Here is a 14,500-nt window from a genome sequence, read left to right on the forward strand (position 1 = left end):
ACGACCGTCTACCTGGAGGTGTGCCGGGTTCGCCGCCCGTCGTTGACGATGAGCGCGAGCAGACCCCCGGCGAGGGCGAAGTTCTTGAGGAAGTCGCCTTTCTGGTGGGCGCGTTGCGGACCGGCGGGCTGGGTCCAGAAGGGGAAGGCGGCGAGGGTAGTGGGCACCAGCGAGCCGGTGAGGGCCGTCGCGCAGGCCGCGGGGGCGATCCCGGCCGCCAGCGCGGCTCCCGCGGCGACATGGACGGCCGCGTTGGCGCGCACCAGCTGGCGGTCCGTGCACCGGTCCAGGACCGGTGCCGCACGACGGCACCGCTTCAGGAAGGTCTCGGCTGCCTGCGCGGGGCCGTCCGGGTGGCGCCACACGTGGCGGCCTCCGGAGACGAAGACGGCGGCCAGCGCGAGACGGGAGAGGGCGCGGCCCACGTCGTCGAGGCGCGGTGGGGTGTCAGGCATGCCATGGATCCGTTCGCAGATGGCGGTCGAAGAAGCGCTCGATGAGAGCGGGGGTCAGCAGCACGGAGCGCTCGACGTCCGCGACACGGGAGGAGAGCAGAGCGGCCGTCCTGGGGCGCAGTTCCCAGTCGCCGGTGTTGAGGAAGCCGTGGTCGGCGCCGTGGACCAGAAGCAGATGGGACTCGGCGCCCGTGGTGACCAGGGCATCGTGGAGGCGGCGGCTCTGTGCCGGGCCGATGAGGAGGTCGGCGTCGCCGTGCAGCAGGAGCACGGGCGGAACGCGTCGGTGGGCCTGCCGGGCCGGGCTGGCCTCGACGGCGGTGGTGGTCCGGTCCGACGGGCGTCCGCCCAGGAGGCCCCAGGCCGGATCGGAGGGGTCCACGCCCACGACTCCACCGGGCAGTGCGTCGTCGTTGAGATGCAGCAGATCCGTGGGGGGATAGCCCGCCACCACGGCCCGTACACCGGGCGCCGCGAGGGAGTCGTCGGTGTCGGTCGCGAAGGCCGCGAGCAGCGACAGGTGCGCCCCGGCGGAGCTGCCCCACAGCCCGACCGATGCCGGGTCCAGGCCATGGGTGTCCGCCATGTCGTGCAGGTGGCGCAACGCGGCGAGGACGTCATGCAGCTGGGCAGGCCAGGGCGATACTTCGGAGGACCGGTAGTCGATGTCCGCCATGGCGTATCCGCGTTCGGCGAAGAGCCGGGTCAACCGGGGCCCGTAGCCCCGTCGTTGGTTGCGCCAGCCACCGCCCGGAAGCCACATGATCACCGGAGTGGGGGTGGGTGCGGACTGCGGTAGGTACAGGTCCATCCGTAGTTCCGTCCGGCCCTGAGAGCCGGACGGTGTGCTGAACAGGATGTCGCGCACCACCCGGACGGAAGCCGGGTCGATCCTCTCGGGAGGACACGGTGCACGGCTGAGCCCTTCCATGAAGCGGCCCATGACCTCGGCGTTGTTCGCCAGCACAGCGGCGACGTCGGAGGTGGGTGGCTGCCGTGAGGCCTCACTGGTCACCGGATCGTCCCGTCACGGCCAGGAGAGGGAGGGAACGACGCCTGCTTTCGCGGTGCTCGGCGAGCCGCTGCTGGTAGTGCGGGGCGAGCATGTCCGGGGTCCACTCCATCTCGTGGTCCAGCGTGACGTCGACACCCGTGACACCCGGTAGCTTGGAGAGCCGCTCGCGCGCCTCGTTGGCGAACGAACCCAGCAGCATGCAGGTCGGATCGGTGAGCCCGAACGTCACGCTGACCCGCTGACCGCCGTCGTCGTCGTCCCGGACCTGGATGGCACTGATCAGCCCCATGTCGTCCATCCCGGCCGGGACACCCGCGGTGATGCTGCACGGGTCGATGATCCCGTTGAGCACCTCCCGGACCCGGTCCTCGGTGATGCCGCTCATCAGGCCACCGCCACCGGTTCGACCTTGCCGCCCCACGGTGCGGCCAGCTCGGTGGTGTCGAACTCGTCGCCGGCGATCGTGGCACGCAGTTTGTCCTCGTCGATGCCGTGCAGTCGCAGGAAGTTGCGGCCGAGGATGTCCTTTTTCACTTCCCTGGTCAGCGGCTCCACGCCGCGCTCCTCGACCAGGTCCCGCGGTGTTTCGAGATCCCAGAACGCCTCGATCAGCGGGCGCGGATGGGCCGCGATGACTCCGGTGCCCCAGATGACGCGCCCGGCCCCACCGGGTACGGCGAGGAAGGCGCCGATCGCTTCGGCGAACCGGCGCGGCGCGGTGCGCGCCAGGGCGGAGGTCACTTCCAGGTTGACCACGACGTTGGGAGCGCACTCCATCAACATCGCTGTTTCCTCGACGAACGCCAGCCCCCCGTGCACCACCTCGAAGGTCAGGTCGGGGAACGCCGCCGCGGCCCCCTCGATGTCGTCGATCCGCAGCGCGTGGGCCGGCCCTGGCCCGACCGGGAGTGCCTTGTGGATGCCCACCACCTTCAGTCCGCGCTCCCGGGCCCGCTCGAACACCGGGTAGCACACTTCCGGATCGCTCATGTCCAGCGAGGTGACCCGGCCCTCGACCAGGTCGATCGGGTAGAGCTTGAGAGCGTTCACCCGGTGCTCGTCGACCAGTTCGTCGACCCGGTCCACCGCGCCCGGCCGCAGCGGGGACACCGCGCCGTAGACCAGCACCCGGTTCGGCCAGAGCTCCCGCATGTGGAGCCCGGAGGACAGCGCGGAGCCGCCGTCGCGGAAGTGTCCGTAGATCGGTGTCTCGTGGTAGACGATCATGTCGGACTGGCTCTCCGCCAGGATCGACCGCCCGATGGTTTCGGCGCCCGCGCCGTGGTCCAGATAGAGCGACTTCTCGATCGCGTAGCCGGGTCCGCCGAACCTCTGGTGCTGGTGGTACATGTGCTCGCCGATGGCGCGGCCGAAGGCCGGGTCGACGCAGTTCTCCGGCAGGAAGTTGTAGTCGTGCGCCACACCCTCGACCACCAGGGTATTTTCGATCATCGTGTGCTCCTTCGGCTGTTGATTCCTGGGGGACTGGTTGGCGCGCTTACGCCAGCAGCTCCGCGATGCTCTTCAGGGCCTCGACCGCGAGGCGGTCGTCGGTGGCCCCGTCTGCGCCACCGACGCCGATGCCGCCGATGACCTCGCCGTCGTCCACGACCACCGGCTGTCCTCCGGGCACCGGCAGCAGGTGACCGTCGACCAGATGCGGCGGGGCGGCGGCCATGGCCGGGTCCCTGGCTAGCGCCGCGAACGCGGAGGTCGGCATGCCGGTGACGGCGGCGGTGTAGGCCTTGCGCCGTGCGGTTTCGACCCCGATGGGGCCGACTCCGTCGTCGCCGAGCAGCACCTTGGTGACGCCGCCGCGGTTGACGACGACCGCGCAGATGCGCACGCCCTCGGCCCGGGCCGCCTCCAGCGCGGCCTCGGCCGCGCCGTACGCGATGGCGTAGGTCAGGGGTTCCCTCATCTTGCGGTCCTTTCACGGAGCGGTGTGACGGTGGCGCCGGAGCGGGCCGGCACTGCCGGGACCCCGCGGATCAGGTCCGACGCCTTCTCGGCTACGGCGATGACGGTGGCGTTGATGTTCGCGCCGGGCACGCTCGGCAGCACGGACGCGTCGACGACGCGCAGCCCGTCGATACCGCGGACCCGCAGGTCGGGGTCGACGACGGCGTTCTCGGAGGTTCCGATGGCGCAGGTGCCGCAGGCGTGGTTGGCGGAGTAGCCGGTCTCCCGCAGATAGCGCTCGAGGGCCTGGTCGGTGCGCGCGTCGGGGCCCGGAGCGAGCTCTGCCCGGATCATGGGGGCGACTTCGGGGCTGCGCAGGATGGCCAGCGTGGTGCGCACGGTCTCCCGCAGGGCGGCTACGTCCTCCGGCTCGGTGAGGAGGTTGAACGTGATGCGCGGAGGTGCGGTCGGGTCGGCGGACCGGAGCCGGACCTCGCCACGGCTGCGGGGGGTGGCGACGGCGTTGAGGGCCACGCAGTGGCGGTTCTTCAGCGGCCGGACGCCCGGGAACCAGGGCCGGGCGTCGAAGCCGCCGGCCAGGATGCCGAGGAACGCGTCGGGACGGTCCAGGTCGGGGCGGGTCCGGACGTAGGCCGACAGGAACTCGGGCATCTGGGCCAGCGGGCCGCTCCCGGCGATGAACCAGCGGAGTGCGTCCCGTACGAGACGGTCCGCGCGCAGGTGCTCGTGGAAGGTCACCGGTTCCTTGACGTCGAACAGCACGGGCGCGGCCGGATGCTCTTGCAGATTGGAGCCGACGCCGGGAAGGTCCACCACCGTGTCGATACCGCGCTCGTGCAGGTGCTCTGCCGGACCTATGCCGGAACGCATCAGCAGCTGTGGCGAGTTGTACGTGCCGCCGCAGACCACGACCTCGCGGGCCGCCCGGACCACCCGGCTCCGTCCGCCCTTTACGACACAGACGCCGGTCGCGCGTCCGTTCTCCAGGAGCAGCGTGTCCACCAACACGCCGGTGAGCAGGGTGAGATGGGGCCGTTGCCGCAGAGCGGGACGCAGGTAGGCGGCCGCGGTGCTGTGGCGCCGGCCGCGGTGGATGGCGGCTTCGTCCTGGCCGGCGCCGGTGGGGTCGCCGCTTTGTGTGTCGTCGGGGAACTCGATGCCCAGTGATCGTGCGGCGCGGTCGAGCCGTCGGCCGAAGGGACTTCTTCCGGGAGAGGTCGACACGGTGACGGGGCCGTACCCGCCGTGGTGTTCGGTGTCGCCACGCCAACTGTGCTCAGCGCGGCGGAAGTAGGGCACGAGGTCGTCCCAGCCCCAGCCGGTCGCACCGGACGCGACCCAGTCGTCGTAGTCGAGACGGTGTGCGCGAACGTGGGTCGAGCCGTTGATCGAACCGGTGCCGCCGACCAGTCGGCCACGGGGTACCGGAATACGTCTCCCCTCCAGTCCCGGCTCGGGCTCCGTCTCGTATCCCCAGCTGATCCCCTTGCGGCCCGGCAACAGCCCGACTCCCGCGGGCAGCTGAACGAGCAGGCTGCGGTCCGCGGGCGGACCGGCCTCGATCAGCAGCACGCGTGTACCGGGGTCGGCGGACAGGCGCGCGGCGAGAACGCAACCGGCCGTACCCGCGCCGACGACGACGTAGTCGTACTCGGCGCCGTGCCCGGCGCTCATGCGGGAGATCCAGACATCATCGTCTCCTTCGGCTCTGGTTCGGCTCTGGAGGAACGCGCGCCGGAGACGGGTGCGGGGAAGCGCGGGAAGGCCGTCGCTCGTGCGGCGCGTTCGGGGGTGCGAGCACGAGGCGGTGGGGGTCCGTGAGCGGCCCGTCGCCTCGGCGCGAAGTCAACGTAACAGGGTGCTCGGGCGGCCCGAAAGGGTCTGCAAGTAATTCATCAAAGCAGGTCAGCGCCGTTGACAGTTTTTCATCAGGGACGTACAACGGAAGGCGCCCGCAGGTTCGCCGCACGATGTCCGGCCCTGCTCGTGGCCTCATTCCGCGCGCCGCTTCACGCGTCCGCGCCGCCTCAACGCCGAGGAGATGGTTCAGCATGACCGACACCACCGTGACCGATACGCCCGTGACTGACACGGGAACCGGCTACGGGCGCAAGCCCTCCTCGCACGACGCCCGCCTGACCGAGGTCGGCCCAGGCACGCCGATGGGCGAGGCCCTGCGCCGCTACTGGCATCCGATCGCCAGCTCCACCGCGCTGACCAGCGAGGTTCCGCACCGCGCCCGGCTCCTGGGCGAGAACCTGATCGTCTTCCGGGACGGCCAGGGCCGCCCCGGCGTGGTCTTCGAGCGGTGTGCGCACCGCGGCAGCAGCCTCTTCTTCGGCCGTATCGAGGAGGACGGCATCCGCTGCTGCTACCACGGCTGGAAGTTCGACGTGCGGGGCCACTGCGTGGAGCAGGCTTGTGAGGTGGACGGCGGTCGCCGCCGCAACCTGGCACGCCAGCCCTGGTACCCGGTGGAGGAGCGGTACGGCCTGGTCTTCGTCTACATGGGCCCGCCCGAGCTCAAGCCCCCGCTGCCGCGCTTCGACAGCCTGGAGCCGCTCGAAGAGGGCGAGACCTACTTCAGCAGCTGGACGGTGCCCGGAGCAGAGGTGGTCGGCATGGAGCAGGACTTCAACTGGCTCCAGCTGTTCGAGAACGCGGTCGACCCCGTGCACGCCTCGTGGCTGCACTCGACCCACAGCGGATTCCAGTTCCAGGGGACCGGCACCACCGGCTTCCCTGAGAGCTTCTACGACGCCTCCACCGTCGCGGAGCGCGTCACCTACCACCGCACCGAGCACGGCGTGAAGTACCTCCAGCGTTACCAGGACACGAAGGGCCCCGACGGGGCGCTCGTGGACATCGACTGGTCGGTGGAGCTCCACCTGCCGAACATCGTCTGCCTGCCCAACTTCATCACCGTCACCCCCGACGCCGGGAACGACATGCTGATCTGGGTGGTCCCCGTCGACGACACGCACCACCGGCTGGTCTTCGCCATCCGCGCCGCCGACCCGCGGCGGCTCGAGGACTTCGTCTTCGGCATCAAGCAGAACGGCAAGGACGGCTGGCTGCTGACCGACGAGGAGCGCCAGCGCTTCCCCGGCGACTACGAGGCCCAGTCGTCGCAGGGCGACATCACCCAGCACTCGGAGGAGACCCTGGCCCCGTCCGACCGCGGGGTCGTCATGCTCCGGCGCATGCTGCGCACGATGGTGGACGACGTCGAGGCGGGCCGTAACCCGCTGGGCGTCGGCGCACCCGGCGAGCCGGTCCGGCATGTGGAGGCCGGTGCCTTCATCCGGCGGGAGGCGGAGGACCGGGCCGGGGCGGCCGGGGCTGCCGCTCCCACGGCGGCGGGGGCGTGACCGAGGCGTGAGCACCACCTGGACGGACGCGGTCGTCGTGGCCCGGTACGACGCCACGCCGAGAATCGCGGTCTTCGACCTCGCCCGGGCCGACGGCGGCGAGCTGTGGGAGTACGAGGCCGGCGCGCACATCGACGTACAAGTCGGCGAGGCGGGACTGGTCCGGCAGTACTCCCTGTGCGGGCCTCCGGGCATCCGCAAGCAGTACCGGCTCGCGGTGCTCAACGAGCCCGCGTCGCGTGGCGGTTCCCGGGCCATGCACGCCCTCGCCGAGGGTGATCCGCTGCGGATCGCCGCACCGAGGAACCGCTTCGGCCTGACGCACGCGCGCCGACACCTGCTTCTCGCGGGAGGCATCGGCATCACCCCCCTGCTGTCCATGGCCCAGGCCCTCGACGCCACCGGCGGCGACTACCACCTGCACTACTGCACCCGCAGCCGGACCGAGGCGGCCTTCGCCCCCGAGCTGGAGAACCACCCGCGCGTCACCCTCCACTTCGACGACCAGGCCCCGGAGCAACTCCTCGACCTGGGACGCGACATGGGGGAACCGGCTGCCGACACCGCGGTCTACGTCTGCGGGCCTGGTGGGTTCATGGATTACGTGCTCGGGCGCGCGGTTGAGTTGGGCTGGCCCGCGTCCGCCCTGCACAAGGAGCGCTTCAGCGCCTCGACGCCCGCCGCCGAGCCCGACGGGGGAGAAGGAGACGGCTTCACGGTCCGTCTGTCCTCGTCGGGGGCGCAGTACCTCGTCCCCGAGGACCAGAGCGTCCTCGACGTCCTGCTGGCGAACGGCGTCGACGCCCCCTACTCATGCGGGCAGGGCATCTGCGGCGAGTGCGTCGTACGGGTGCGCGCCGGTGAGCCCGATCACCGAGACGACGTCCTGACCGACCACGAGCGGGCGGAGGGCCTGTTCACCACGTGCTCGTCGCGGTCGAGGTCCCCGATCCTGGAGCTGGAACTGTGACCGACTCATCGACGAACGCGACGGCGACCGCCCGCCCCGCCCCCACCACGGTCGAGGAGGCCGAGGCCGCCTGGCTCGCGGCACAGACGCTTCCCGACCCGGGGCCGGCCGTCCGCGCCCTGCTGCACCCCGATTGCGTGATCGTCCACAGCGCCGTCGGCCACATCCACGGTGCGGACGACTGGCTGCGGTACGCGGCACGTCTGGGCCGGACCAGCCAGGTGGACACCTACGACGTGACGGTCCAGCGCTTCGGCACCACGGCCGTGGTCAGCTGCCTGCAGGAGATGCGCGTCGCCTTCGTGCCCGAGCTGCCCCCGTTCGTCATCCAGGCCGCCGTCAGCCGCGTCTGGGTGGCGGCCCAATCGGGCGGCTGGCTGCTGGCGCACATGCAGTTGGCCCGGCGGCTCCCGCCGGGATGAGCGTCCGTGCTCCCGGCGGGCGGGAGCACGGCCACCGTCACTCTTCGGGCTCACCGTCCACCGGAGTGCCGTCCACCGCCGCTTCCCCGGCCGTTGCCTCGGCGAGCGCGGTGATGATCCGGGCCACCTGCTCGGAGTAGTGGTCGATGAACTCCCGCGACGTGGGGTCCTGGCGGGTGAACTCGCGGGCGATCCAGGGCAGGGCCACCGGTGCGATCGAAGCGGCGAAGAAGGCGAGGGACACCGCCCCGACATCGAGGTCGGAGCGGATCTCGCCGCGCGCCTGCCGCTCCCGCATGTCCTCGATGCTCTTGAACAGCTCCGTGGCGCGCTCGTCCTCGGCCGGCGGGCGTGAACCCGGCTCCTCGCGTGTCAGCGTGTGGACCCAGCCGGGGTCCTCATGAGCCATGTAGCAGTACCGCCGGACGGCTTCGGCGAAGGGCAGGGCGTGGCCGACCGGCATGGCCGTCTCCAGCCACCGTTCGCTCAGCGCCTCGTACAGCCCGCGTTTGCCCCCGAAGTAGTAGGTGATCAGCTGATGGCTGACACCGGCCGCCTCCGCGATCCGGACGACCCGGGCCCCGTCGAAGCCGTGGGTGCCGAACTCCGCGCCGGCCGCGGCCAGAATGGCGCGCCGGGTGCCCACCGGATCCCGCTGACGGTCGGGGTCGTGCGGGCTCCTCCGGCGCTGCCGCTTGCCGGATGGTCCCGCCGACCTGCCTGGTGTCGTCTCCTCCGCTGCCACAGGGACGACCTTACCGGCGGTCTCGTCGGAGGGGGCATGGCCGTGGTCGCCGTGCAACCGTTGACACAGGTATGTATGGACGTACATTAATAACTACCCACGCCGCCGAGCGGCGCCGACTCCCGCGGAGGTCTTCCATGTCGCTGCGCGTTGCCCTGCTCGCTCTGCTGGCCGCCCGGCCGATGACGGGCTTCGACGCCATGCGGCAGTTCGACGCCTCCGTCGGATACCTCTGGCACGCGCCGCACACCCAGATCTACGGCGAACTGCGCAAGCTGGAGTCCACCGGCCTGATCGAGGGCGAGGAGGTGCCGCGCGGCGAGCACGCGAGGAAACGGCGTTACAGCCTCACCGAGGCCGGTCGCGACCAGCTGCGGGCCTGGATGAACGAGGTCGAGGAACCGCGGCGCGGGCGCGACCCGCAGCGCTTGAAGGCCGCGTACTTCGAGTGGGCGAGCCCGGAGGCGACACGGGCCCAGCTGGAGGCGCACGCTCGCTTCCACGAGGACGCCATGGCGTCGTACGAGAAGCAGCGCGAGGACATCCTCGCGCGCCGGGTTCCCCTGCTCCAGGCCCGCCTGGAGCGCACGCCGCCGGAGGAATGGGACGCGGTCGTGGAGTTCAAGGCGTTCGCGTACAGCGGCCTCATCGCCCGTGCGCGCGCCGAGGTGGAGTGGGCACGTGAGGGACTGCGGCTGCTGGACCGGCTGCACTCCGAGCGGTCCGATCGGTCCGAAGAAGAAGCCGCCGAGCAGCCGGCCATCAGGAGACGGAGATCTCGATGAACGCGGATCAGACGAAGATCAGGCAGCTCGTGGAGAACTGGGCGCTGTGGCGGGACGCCGGCCACTGGGACCGGTTCGCCACCGTCTGGCATCCGGACGGATGGATGAGCGCCACCTGGTTCCAGGGCCCCGCCGCGGACTTCATAGCCGCCAGCAGGCAGGGCTTCGAGAACGGCGTCAGCATTCTGCACTTCCTGGGCGGCCACACCTCGGACGTGGCGGGGGACCGGGCGATCGCCCAGACCAAAATGACGATCAGTCAGCGCGCCGATGTCGATGGCGTGTTGGTGGACGTGGTGTGCACCGGCCGCTTCTACGACTTCCTGTCCCGGCACGACGACGAGTGGACGATCGTCCGCAGGCAGCCCATCTACGAGAAGGACCGCCTCGACCTCGTCGACCCCGCAGCCTCCCTCAAGCTCGACCCCGAGTTGCTCGCCCGCTTCCCGGTCGGCTACCGCCACCTCGGGTACGTGCAGACGAAGGCCGGCTTCACGGTGAAGCCCGGTCTGCCCGGCCTGGCCGGGGAGGCGGTCGACCGGCTCTACGCGGAGGGAGCCGCCTGGCTGTCCGGCTCCGAGCGGCCCGGAGAGCCCCGGTGACCCGCCCGGCACCGGCGCCGCAAGGAGGAACCGCCCGCATGTATCCCCTGAACACCTGGTACGCGGCGGCCTGGGACACCGAGGTCGGCCGCACCCTCCTCCCCCGAACGATCTGCGAACGCCCCGTCGTCCTGTACCGCACAACGGAGGGAGCACCGGTCGCCCTGGATGACGCGTGCTGGCACCGCCTCGTCCCGCTGTCCATGGGCCGTCTCGACGGCGACGACCTGGTGTGCGGCTACCACGGACTGGCGTACGGGCCGAGCGGGCGCTGTACGCGGATGCCGGCCCAGGAGACGCTCAACCCCTCGGCGGCCGTGACCTCCTATCCGGTCGTCGAACGTCACCGCTTCGTCTGGATCTGGCCCGGCGACCCTGCCCTGGCGGACCCGGCCCTCGTCCCCGACCTCCACTGGAACGACGACTCCTCGTGGGCCGGCGACGGCGAGCGGATCGAACTCGACTGCGACTACCGCCTGGTGCTGGACAACCTCATGGACCTCACTCACGAGCAGTTCCTGCACGCAGACAGCCTCGCCAACGACGAACTGTCCGACGCCGAACCGGACGTGGCACACGACGAGGACTCCGTCACCCTCACCCGCTGGATGCACGGCATCGAGCCGCCCCCGTTCCTCGCCATGCAGCTGAAGCGGAAGGCCCCGGAGTACAGCGGCCCGGTCGACCGGTGGCAGATCATCCGGTTCGCCGCACCCTCGACGATCACCATCGACGTCGGCGTGGCGCCCGTCGGCACGGGAGCACCGGAGGGGGACAGGAGCGCCGGGGTCAACGGCCACGTGCTCAACACGGTCACGCCCGCCGGCCCCGGCGCCTGCCACTACTTCTGGGCCTTCACCCGCAACTACCACCTCGGCGATCAGGGACTCACCACCCTCCTCCGACGATCCGTCTCCCGCGTCTTCCGCCAGGACTCCGACATGCTGAACGCCCAGCAGCGGGCCATCGAGGCCAAACCCGACCACGAGTTCTACAACCTCAACATCGACATCGGCGGGATGTGGGCGCGGCGCATCATCGACGCCAAGGTGGCGGTCGAGCAGGGCCGCGAACGCACGCACCCCACCGCGCTCGCGTCCATCGCCGCGACGACACGGCGGACAGCATGAGCGGTGGCACAAAACGCGTGGCGACGATCGAGGCCCGCGAAGAAGTGGCGCCGGACACCGTCCTGCTCATGCTGCGCCTGCCGGATCCGGCGCCCACACCGCCACCCGGCAGCCATCTGGACGTCACCGTGCCCCTTCCGGGCGGCAGCGACACCCGGTCGTACTCCCTCGTGGACCTCGGCCACGACGACGGCCTGCTGCGCATCGCCGTGCGCCGACAGCAGGACAGCCGGGGCGGATCCGCGTGGATGCACGCGCTGAAACCGGGCGACGGACTCGAAACCGCCGGCCCCGTCGACGAGTTTCCGCTCAGCCCCGGCTCGGCCCCCAGCGTGCTGCTCGCCGCCGGAATCGGGATCACCCCCGTCCTGGGGCTCGCCAGGGCACTGCGCGCCAGGGGGAGCGATTACCGGATTCTCTACGCCGGCCGGTCCCGCGATCGCATGGCGTTCACGACGGAACTGGAGACCGTCCACCCGGGCCTGGTGACCGTGGCCGACTCCGCGGGCGGGAGACGCGTAAGCCCCGCCGAGGTGGTCTCCGAGGTTCCTCCCGACGGCGTGCTCTACGTCTGCGGTCCGATGGGCCTGCTCATGGACGTCCGCCAAGCCTGGCAGCAGGACGGTCGGCAGCCTGTGAACCTCCGGTTCGAGACGTTCGGGACGAGCGGCAACCATCCCGCCCGCCCGTACCAGGTGACCGTGCCCCGCCACGGCGTGACGGTCGAAGTCCCGGTCGGCATCAGCATGCTTGACGCCCTTCAGGAAGCGGGTGTCGAGATCATGTACGACTGTCTGCGCGGTGAATGCGGGCTGTGTCGCGTCCGGATCCTGGAGACCGACGGTCCGGTCGACCACCGTGATGTGTTCCTGTCCTCCCGGCAAAGGGCCGAGGGCCGTCAGATGTGCGCCTGCGTGTCCCGGATCGCCGGGTCCGGAGCCACCATCGACTGCTGAGTGCCCCCTGGTCAGGAGGTGAACGCCCCCTCGGCGTCGTAGCCGTAGATCCAGCCGTTGCTCTCCAGGGGGTCGGACTTGGCGAGCGCCGCGTCACGAGCCTCTTGCTCGGGCCCATCGGGCAGGTGGTTGACGTCCCGGCGGGCGTGGCTGACCTGCTGAAGGCGCGTAGTGCGTTCGATGCGAGCCGCCTCGTACTGCTTCAGCGCCTGCTCGGGCGCGTCCACGGACGCGGCCAGGCAGCGTGCCAGCACCGCGGCGTCCTCGACGGACTGGGCCGCACCCTGCGCGAAGAAGGGGAACATGGGGTGCGCGGCGTCACCGAGCAGCGTGATCCTTCCTCGGCTCCAGTGCCGTAGGGGCGGCCGGTCCAGCAGCGTCCAGCGCCCGGGGACGCCGCCGGAGGCGATGAGGTCCGTCACCCGCGGGTCCCAGTCGGCGAACTCGGCGTGGAACTCCTCGATCGTGGCCGTCGCGCTCCAGGACTCGTCGGTGTAGTCCCCGGCAGGGGCGGCGGCGAAGACGTTGACGGCCTCCCCGCCGGCGATCGGGTAGTGCACGAAGTGCCGTCCGGGCCCGAGCCAGAGCGTCTGGGCGCGGCGAAGAGCGAAATCGGGTGCGGCGTGGGCGGGCACGATGGAGCGGAAGGCGCACATGCCGGAGAACTCCGGTGGTGCGGGTTCGGCCACCACACCGCGGACGAGTGAGTGCACGCCGTCGGCGCCGATCACGACGTCGGCCTCGACCTGGCTGCCGTCGGCGAAGCGCAGCAGCGCGCCGTCCGGGTCGGCGGCGACCGAGGTGCAGCGTGCGCCCAGTCGAATCCACTCGCCGGGCACGGCCGTCCTGACGGTGTCGAGCAGATCGGCCCTGTGAACGACAAACGTGCCCTCGCCATAGAGCCGCTCGCACACGCCGCTCAGATTCTCCACCGACAGCACGCTCCCGTCCGCCCAGCGACGGAACTCCCAGCCCCAGTCGAGCGGCACGGCACGGTGGAGGAACCGTTCCATGGTGTCGAGGCGGCGCAGCAGCCGTACGGCGTTGGGGGCCACGACGAGTCCGGCGCCGACCTCGGTGAGTGCGGGGGCCTGCTCGTAGACGGTGGCGGTCAGTCCCGCGCGGCGCAGAAAGGCGGCGGCTGCCAGACCGCCGATGCCACCTCCGATGATGGCGATCCGCGGGCCGTGCACAAGGTCGGGCATTGAGTCACTCCTCATCGAGGGCGAACGTCCTGGTGAGACCCCGATCCTCACCGGTGTGCTTCACCGCCGGGAACGGCTATGTTCATTCAATGGACGTCCTCTTTCGGCGCCGCCATGGGGAGCGGAGGTCTGATGCCCCGTACGAGCCAGCCCGGTCGCAGCGTGAGTTCGCGGCTGTTCGAGGTTCTCTTCGCGTTCCGGCCCGGCCGGTCCCGGCTCACCCTCGCCGACCTGACCCGGGGGACGGGGCTGCCCCATGCCACCGTGCGTCGGCTGGCGCTTGAGCTCGTCGAAGCCGGGGCGCTGGACCGGGCACCGGACGGCAGCTTCAGCATCGGCCTCCGGCTGTGGCAATTGGGCACCCTGGCGCCGCTGAGCGTTCCGCTGCGCACCGCCGCGCTCCCTTACATGGACGACCTGCACACAGCGCTGCGCCAGCACGTACAGCTTGCGGTACTGGAAGGCACCGAGGCGGTTCTCGTCGAGCGGTTGTCGACGGGCAACGCGGTGGACGTCATGTCGAAGATCGGCGGGAGGCTGCCGTTGCACTGCTCCGGTGTGGGCAAGGTGCTGCTCGCCCACGCCGGACCCGAGCTGACGGAGCAGGTCATCGCGCAGGGCCTTCAGGCGTACACCGACCGCACCGTCACCGATCCGGCGCGGCTGCGGACGCTGCTGGCCGAGTGCCGCGAGACCGGCGTGGCCGTCGTCCGCCAGGAGGCGACACCGGGGGTCGATTCGGTGGCCACGCGGGTCATCAACGCCGACGGTGAGGTCGTCGCGGCCCTGTCCGTCGTCGTAGGCGCCGGGTCGGTCGATCTCCGGACGGTACGCCCGGCGGTCATCGCCTCCGGACTGGCCGTGTCCCGCAGGCTGGGCTGGCGTTCATCGGCTGGAGTCCGGTAGGGCCGCGTGCCTGGT

General features: G+C 70.9%; 16 protein-coding genes. 8 read left to right on the forward strand and 8 right to left on the reverse strand.

Annotated elements, in window-relative coordinates:
* Positions 1 to 8: 8 nt before the first annotated feature.
* From ACZ6CL_RS19920 to ACZ6CL_RS19945, 6 genes are read right to left on the reverse strand one after another with little or no spacing between them, the layout of a single operon-like run.
* Positions 9 to 455 carry a hypothetical protein gene (locus ACZ6CL_RS19920; protein WP_468937444.1) on the reverse strand — a complete coding sequence of 149 codons (447 nt, stop codon included), beginning with the start codon at positions 453 to 455 and terminating at the stop codon, positions 9 to 11.
* Complete coding sequence (locus tag ACZ6CL_RS19925; protein WP_468937445.1) at positions 448 to 1,470, reverse strand: alpha/beta hydrolase fold domain-containing protein; 1,023 nt, start codon at positions 1,468 to 1,470, stop codon at positions 448 to 450. Before ACZ6CL_RS19925 ends, ACZ6CL_RS19920 begins: the two co-directional genes overlap by 8 nt.
* A complete protein-coding gene (locus ACZ6CL_RS19930) occupies positions 1,460 to 1,855 on the reverse strand; it encodes a metal-sulfur cluster assembly factor (RefSeq protein WP_468937446.1) in 396 nt (131 codons plus the stop codon). Before ACZ6CL_RS19930 ends, ACZ6CL_RS19925 begins: the two co-directional genes overlap by 11 nt.
* Complete coding sequence (locus ACZ6CL_RS19935) at positions 1,855 to 2,922, reverse strand: amidohydrolase family protein (protein ID WP_468937447.1); 1,068 nt, start codon at positions 2,920 to 2,922, stop codon at positions 1,855 to 1,857. The genes ACZ6CL_RS19930 and ACZ6CL_RS19935 overlap by 1 nt, the downstream gene beginning before the upstream one ends.
* A 46-nt stretch (positions 2,923 to 2,968) precedes the next feature.
* Complete coding sequence (locus ACZ6CL_RS19940; protein ID WP_468937448.1) at positions 2,969 to 3,391, reverse strand: GlcG/HbpS family heme-binding protein; 423 nt, start codon at positions 3,389 to 3,391, stop codon at positions 2,969 to 2,971.
* Positions 3,388 to 5,067, reverse strand: a complete 1,680-nt coding sequence (locus ACZ6CL_RS19945; protein WP_468937449.1) for a GMC family oxidoreductase — start codon at positions 5,065 to 5,067, stop codon at positions 3,388 to 3,390. Before ACZ6CL_RS19945 ends, ACZ6CL_RS19940 begins: the two co-directional genes overlap by 4 nt.
* A 377-nt stretch (positions 5,068 to 5,444) precedes the next feature.
* On the opposite strand from ACZ6CL_RS19945, the gene ACZ6CL_RS19950 reads away from it, so the two are divergent.
* The 3 genes from ACZ6CL_RS19950 to ACZ6CL_RS19960 are packed head-to-tail and all read left to right on the forward strand — an operon-like array spanning position 5,445 to position 8,156.
* Positions 5,445 to 6,764 (forward strand): Rieske 2Fe-2S domain-containing protein, encoded by a 1,320-nt coding sequence (locus tag ACZ6CL_RS19950; RefSeq protein WP_468937450.1) that lies wholly within the window; start codon positions 5,445 to 5,447, stop codon positions 6,762 to 6,764.
* A gap of 7 nt (positions 6,765 to 6,771) precedes the next feature.
* Positions 6,772 to 7,734 carry a PDR/VanB family oxidoreductase gene (locus ACZ6CL_RS19955; protein ID WP_468937451.1) on the forward strand — a complete coding sequence of 321 codons (963 nt, stop codon included), beginning with the start codon at positions 6,772 to 6,774 and terminating at the stop codon, positions 7,732 to 7,734.
* Positions 7,731 to 8,156, forward strand: a complete 426-nt coding sequence (locus ACZ6CL_RS19960) for a nuclear transport factor 2 family protein (protein WP_468937452.1) — start codon at positions 7,731 to 7,733, stop codon at positions 8,154 to 8,156. Before ACZ6CL_RS19955 ends, ACZ6CL_RS19960 begins: the two co-directional genes overlap by 4 nt.
* A 37-nt stretch (positions 8,157 to 8,193) precedes the next feature.
* On the opposite strand, the gene ACZ6CL_RS19965 is transcribed toward ACZ6CL_RS19960, so the two are convergent.
* On the reverse strand, positions 8,194 to 8,901 hold the full coding sequence (locus ACZ6CL_RS19965; RefSeq protein WP_468937453.1) for a TetR/AcrR family transcriptional regulator: 708 nt from the start codon (positions 8,899 to 8,901) through the stop codon (positions 8,194 to 8,196).
* Positions 8,902 to 9,038: 137 nt separating this feature from the next.
* On the opposite strand from ACZ6CL_RS19965, the gene ACZ6CL_RS19970 reads away from it, so the two are divergent.
* The 4 genes from ACZ6CL_RS19970 to ACZ6CL_RS19985 are packed head-to-tail and all read left to right on the forward strand — an operon-like array spanning position 9,039 to position 12,374.
* Positions 9,039 to 9,686 carry a PadR family transcriptional regulator gene (locus ACZ6CL_RS19970; RefSeq protein ID WP_468937454.1) on the forward strand — a complete coding sequence of 216 codons (648 nt, stop codon included), beginning with the start codon at positions 9,039 to 9,041 and terminating at the stop codon, positions 9,684 to 9,686.
* Complete coding sequence (locus ACZ6CL_RS19975) at positions 9,683 to 10,288, forward strand: nuclear transport factor 2 family protein (RefSeq protein WP_468937455.1); 606 nt, start codon at positions 9,683 to 9,685, stop codon at positions 10,286 to 10,288. The genes ACZ6CL_RS19970 and ACZ6CL_RS19975 overlap by 4 nt, the downstream gene beginning before the upstream one ends.
* 38 nt (positions 10,289 to 10,326) lie before the next feature.
* Positions 10,327 to 11,418, forward strand: coding sequence for an aromatic ring-hydroxylating dioxygenase subunit alpha (locus ACZ6CL_RS19980; RefSeq protein WP_468937456.1), 1,092 nt, complete (start codon positions 10,327 to 10,329; stop codon positions 11,416 to 11,418).
* Complete coding sequence (locus tag ACZ6CL_RS19985; RefSeq protein WP_468937457.1) at positions 11,415 to 12,374, forward strand: PDR/VanB family oxidoreductase; 960 nt, start codon at positions 11,415 to 11,417, stop codon at positions 12,372 to 12,374. Before ACZ6CL_RS19980 ends, ACZ6CL_RS19985 begins: the two co-directional genes overlap by 4 nt.
* Before the next feature lie 11 nt (positions 12,375 to 12,385).
* Here the strand turns inward: ACZ6CL_RS19985 and ACZ6CL_RS19990 are convergent, their stop codons facing one another.
* Positions 12,386 to 13,579: an FAD-dependent monooxygenase gene (locus tag ACZ6CL_RS19990; RefSeq protein WP_468937458.1), complete on the reverse strand. Its 1,194-nt coding sequence runs from the start codon at positions 13,577 to 13,579 to the stop codon at positions 12,386 to 12,388.
* A 132-nt stretch (positions 13,580 to 13,711) separates the two neighbouring features.
* On the opposite strand from ACZ6CL_RS19990, the gene ACZ6CL_RS19995 reads away from it, so the two are divergent.
* A complete protein-coding gene (locus ACZ6CL_RS19995) occupies positions 13,712 to 14,485 on the forward strand; it encodes an IclR family transcriptional regulator (RefSeq protein ID WP_468937459.1) in 774 nt (257 codons plus the stop codon).
* The last annotated feature ends 15 nt before the right edge of the window (positions 14,486 to 14,500 follow it).

It is taken from the genome of Streptomyces sp. NPDC041200 (genome assembly GCF_055591805.1).

Coding starts and splice junctions, on each gene's coding strand:
- ACZ6CL_RS19920 (WP_468937444.1), bottom strand. CDS start 455: ATGCCTGACACCCCACCGCGCCTCGACGACGTGGGCCGCGCCCTCTCC.
- ACZ6CL_RS19930 (WP_468937446.1), bottom strand. CDS start 1,855: ATGAGCGGCATCACCGAGGACCGGGTCCGGGAGGTGCTCAACGGGATC.
- ACZ6CL_RS19935 (WP_468937447.1), bottom strand. CDS start 2,922: ATGATCGAAAATACCCTGGTGGTCGAGGGTGTGGCGCACGACTACAAC.
- ACZ6CL_RS19940 (WP_468937448.1), bottom strand. CDS start 3,391: ATGAGGGAACCCCTGACCTACGCCATCGCGTACGGCGCGGCCGAGGCC.
- ACZ6CL_RS19945 (WP_468937449.1), bottom strand. CDS start 5,067: ATGAGCGCCGGGCACGGCGCCGAGTACGACTACGTCGTCGTCGGCGCG.
- ACZ6CL_RS19950 (WP_468937450.1), top strand. CDS start 5,445: ATGACCGACACCACCGTGACCGATACGCCCGTGACTGACACGGGAACC.
- ACZ6CL_RS19970 (WP_468937454.1), top strand. CDS start 9,039: ATGTCGCTGCGCGTTGCCCTGCTCGCTCTGCTGGCCGCCCGGCCGATG.
- ACZ6CL_RS19975 (WP_468937455.1), top strand. CDS start 9,683: ATGAACGCGGATCAGACGAAGATCAGGCAGCTCGTGGAGAACTGGGCG.
- ACZ6CL_RS19980 (WP_468937456.1), top strand. CDS start 10,327: ATGTATCCCCTGAACACCTGGTACGCGGCGGCCTGGGACACCGAGGTC.
- ACZ6CL_RS19985 (WP_468937457.1), top strand. CDS start 11,415: ATGAGCGGTGGCACAAAACGCGTGGCGACGATCGAGGCCCGCGAAGAA.
- ACZ6CL_RS19990 (WP_468937458.1), bottom strand. CDS start 13,579: ATGCCCGACCTTGTGCACGGCCCGCGGATCGCCATCATCGGAGGTGGC.
- ACZ6CL_RS19995 (WP_468937459.1), top strand. CDS start 13,712: ATGCCCCGTACGAGCCAGCCCGGTCGCAGCGTGAGTTCGCGGCTGTTC.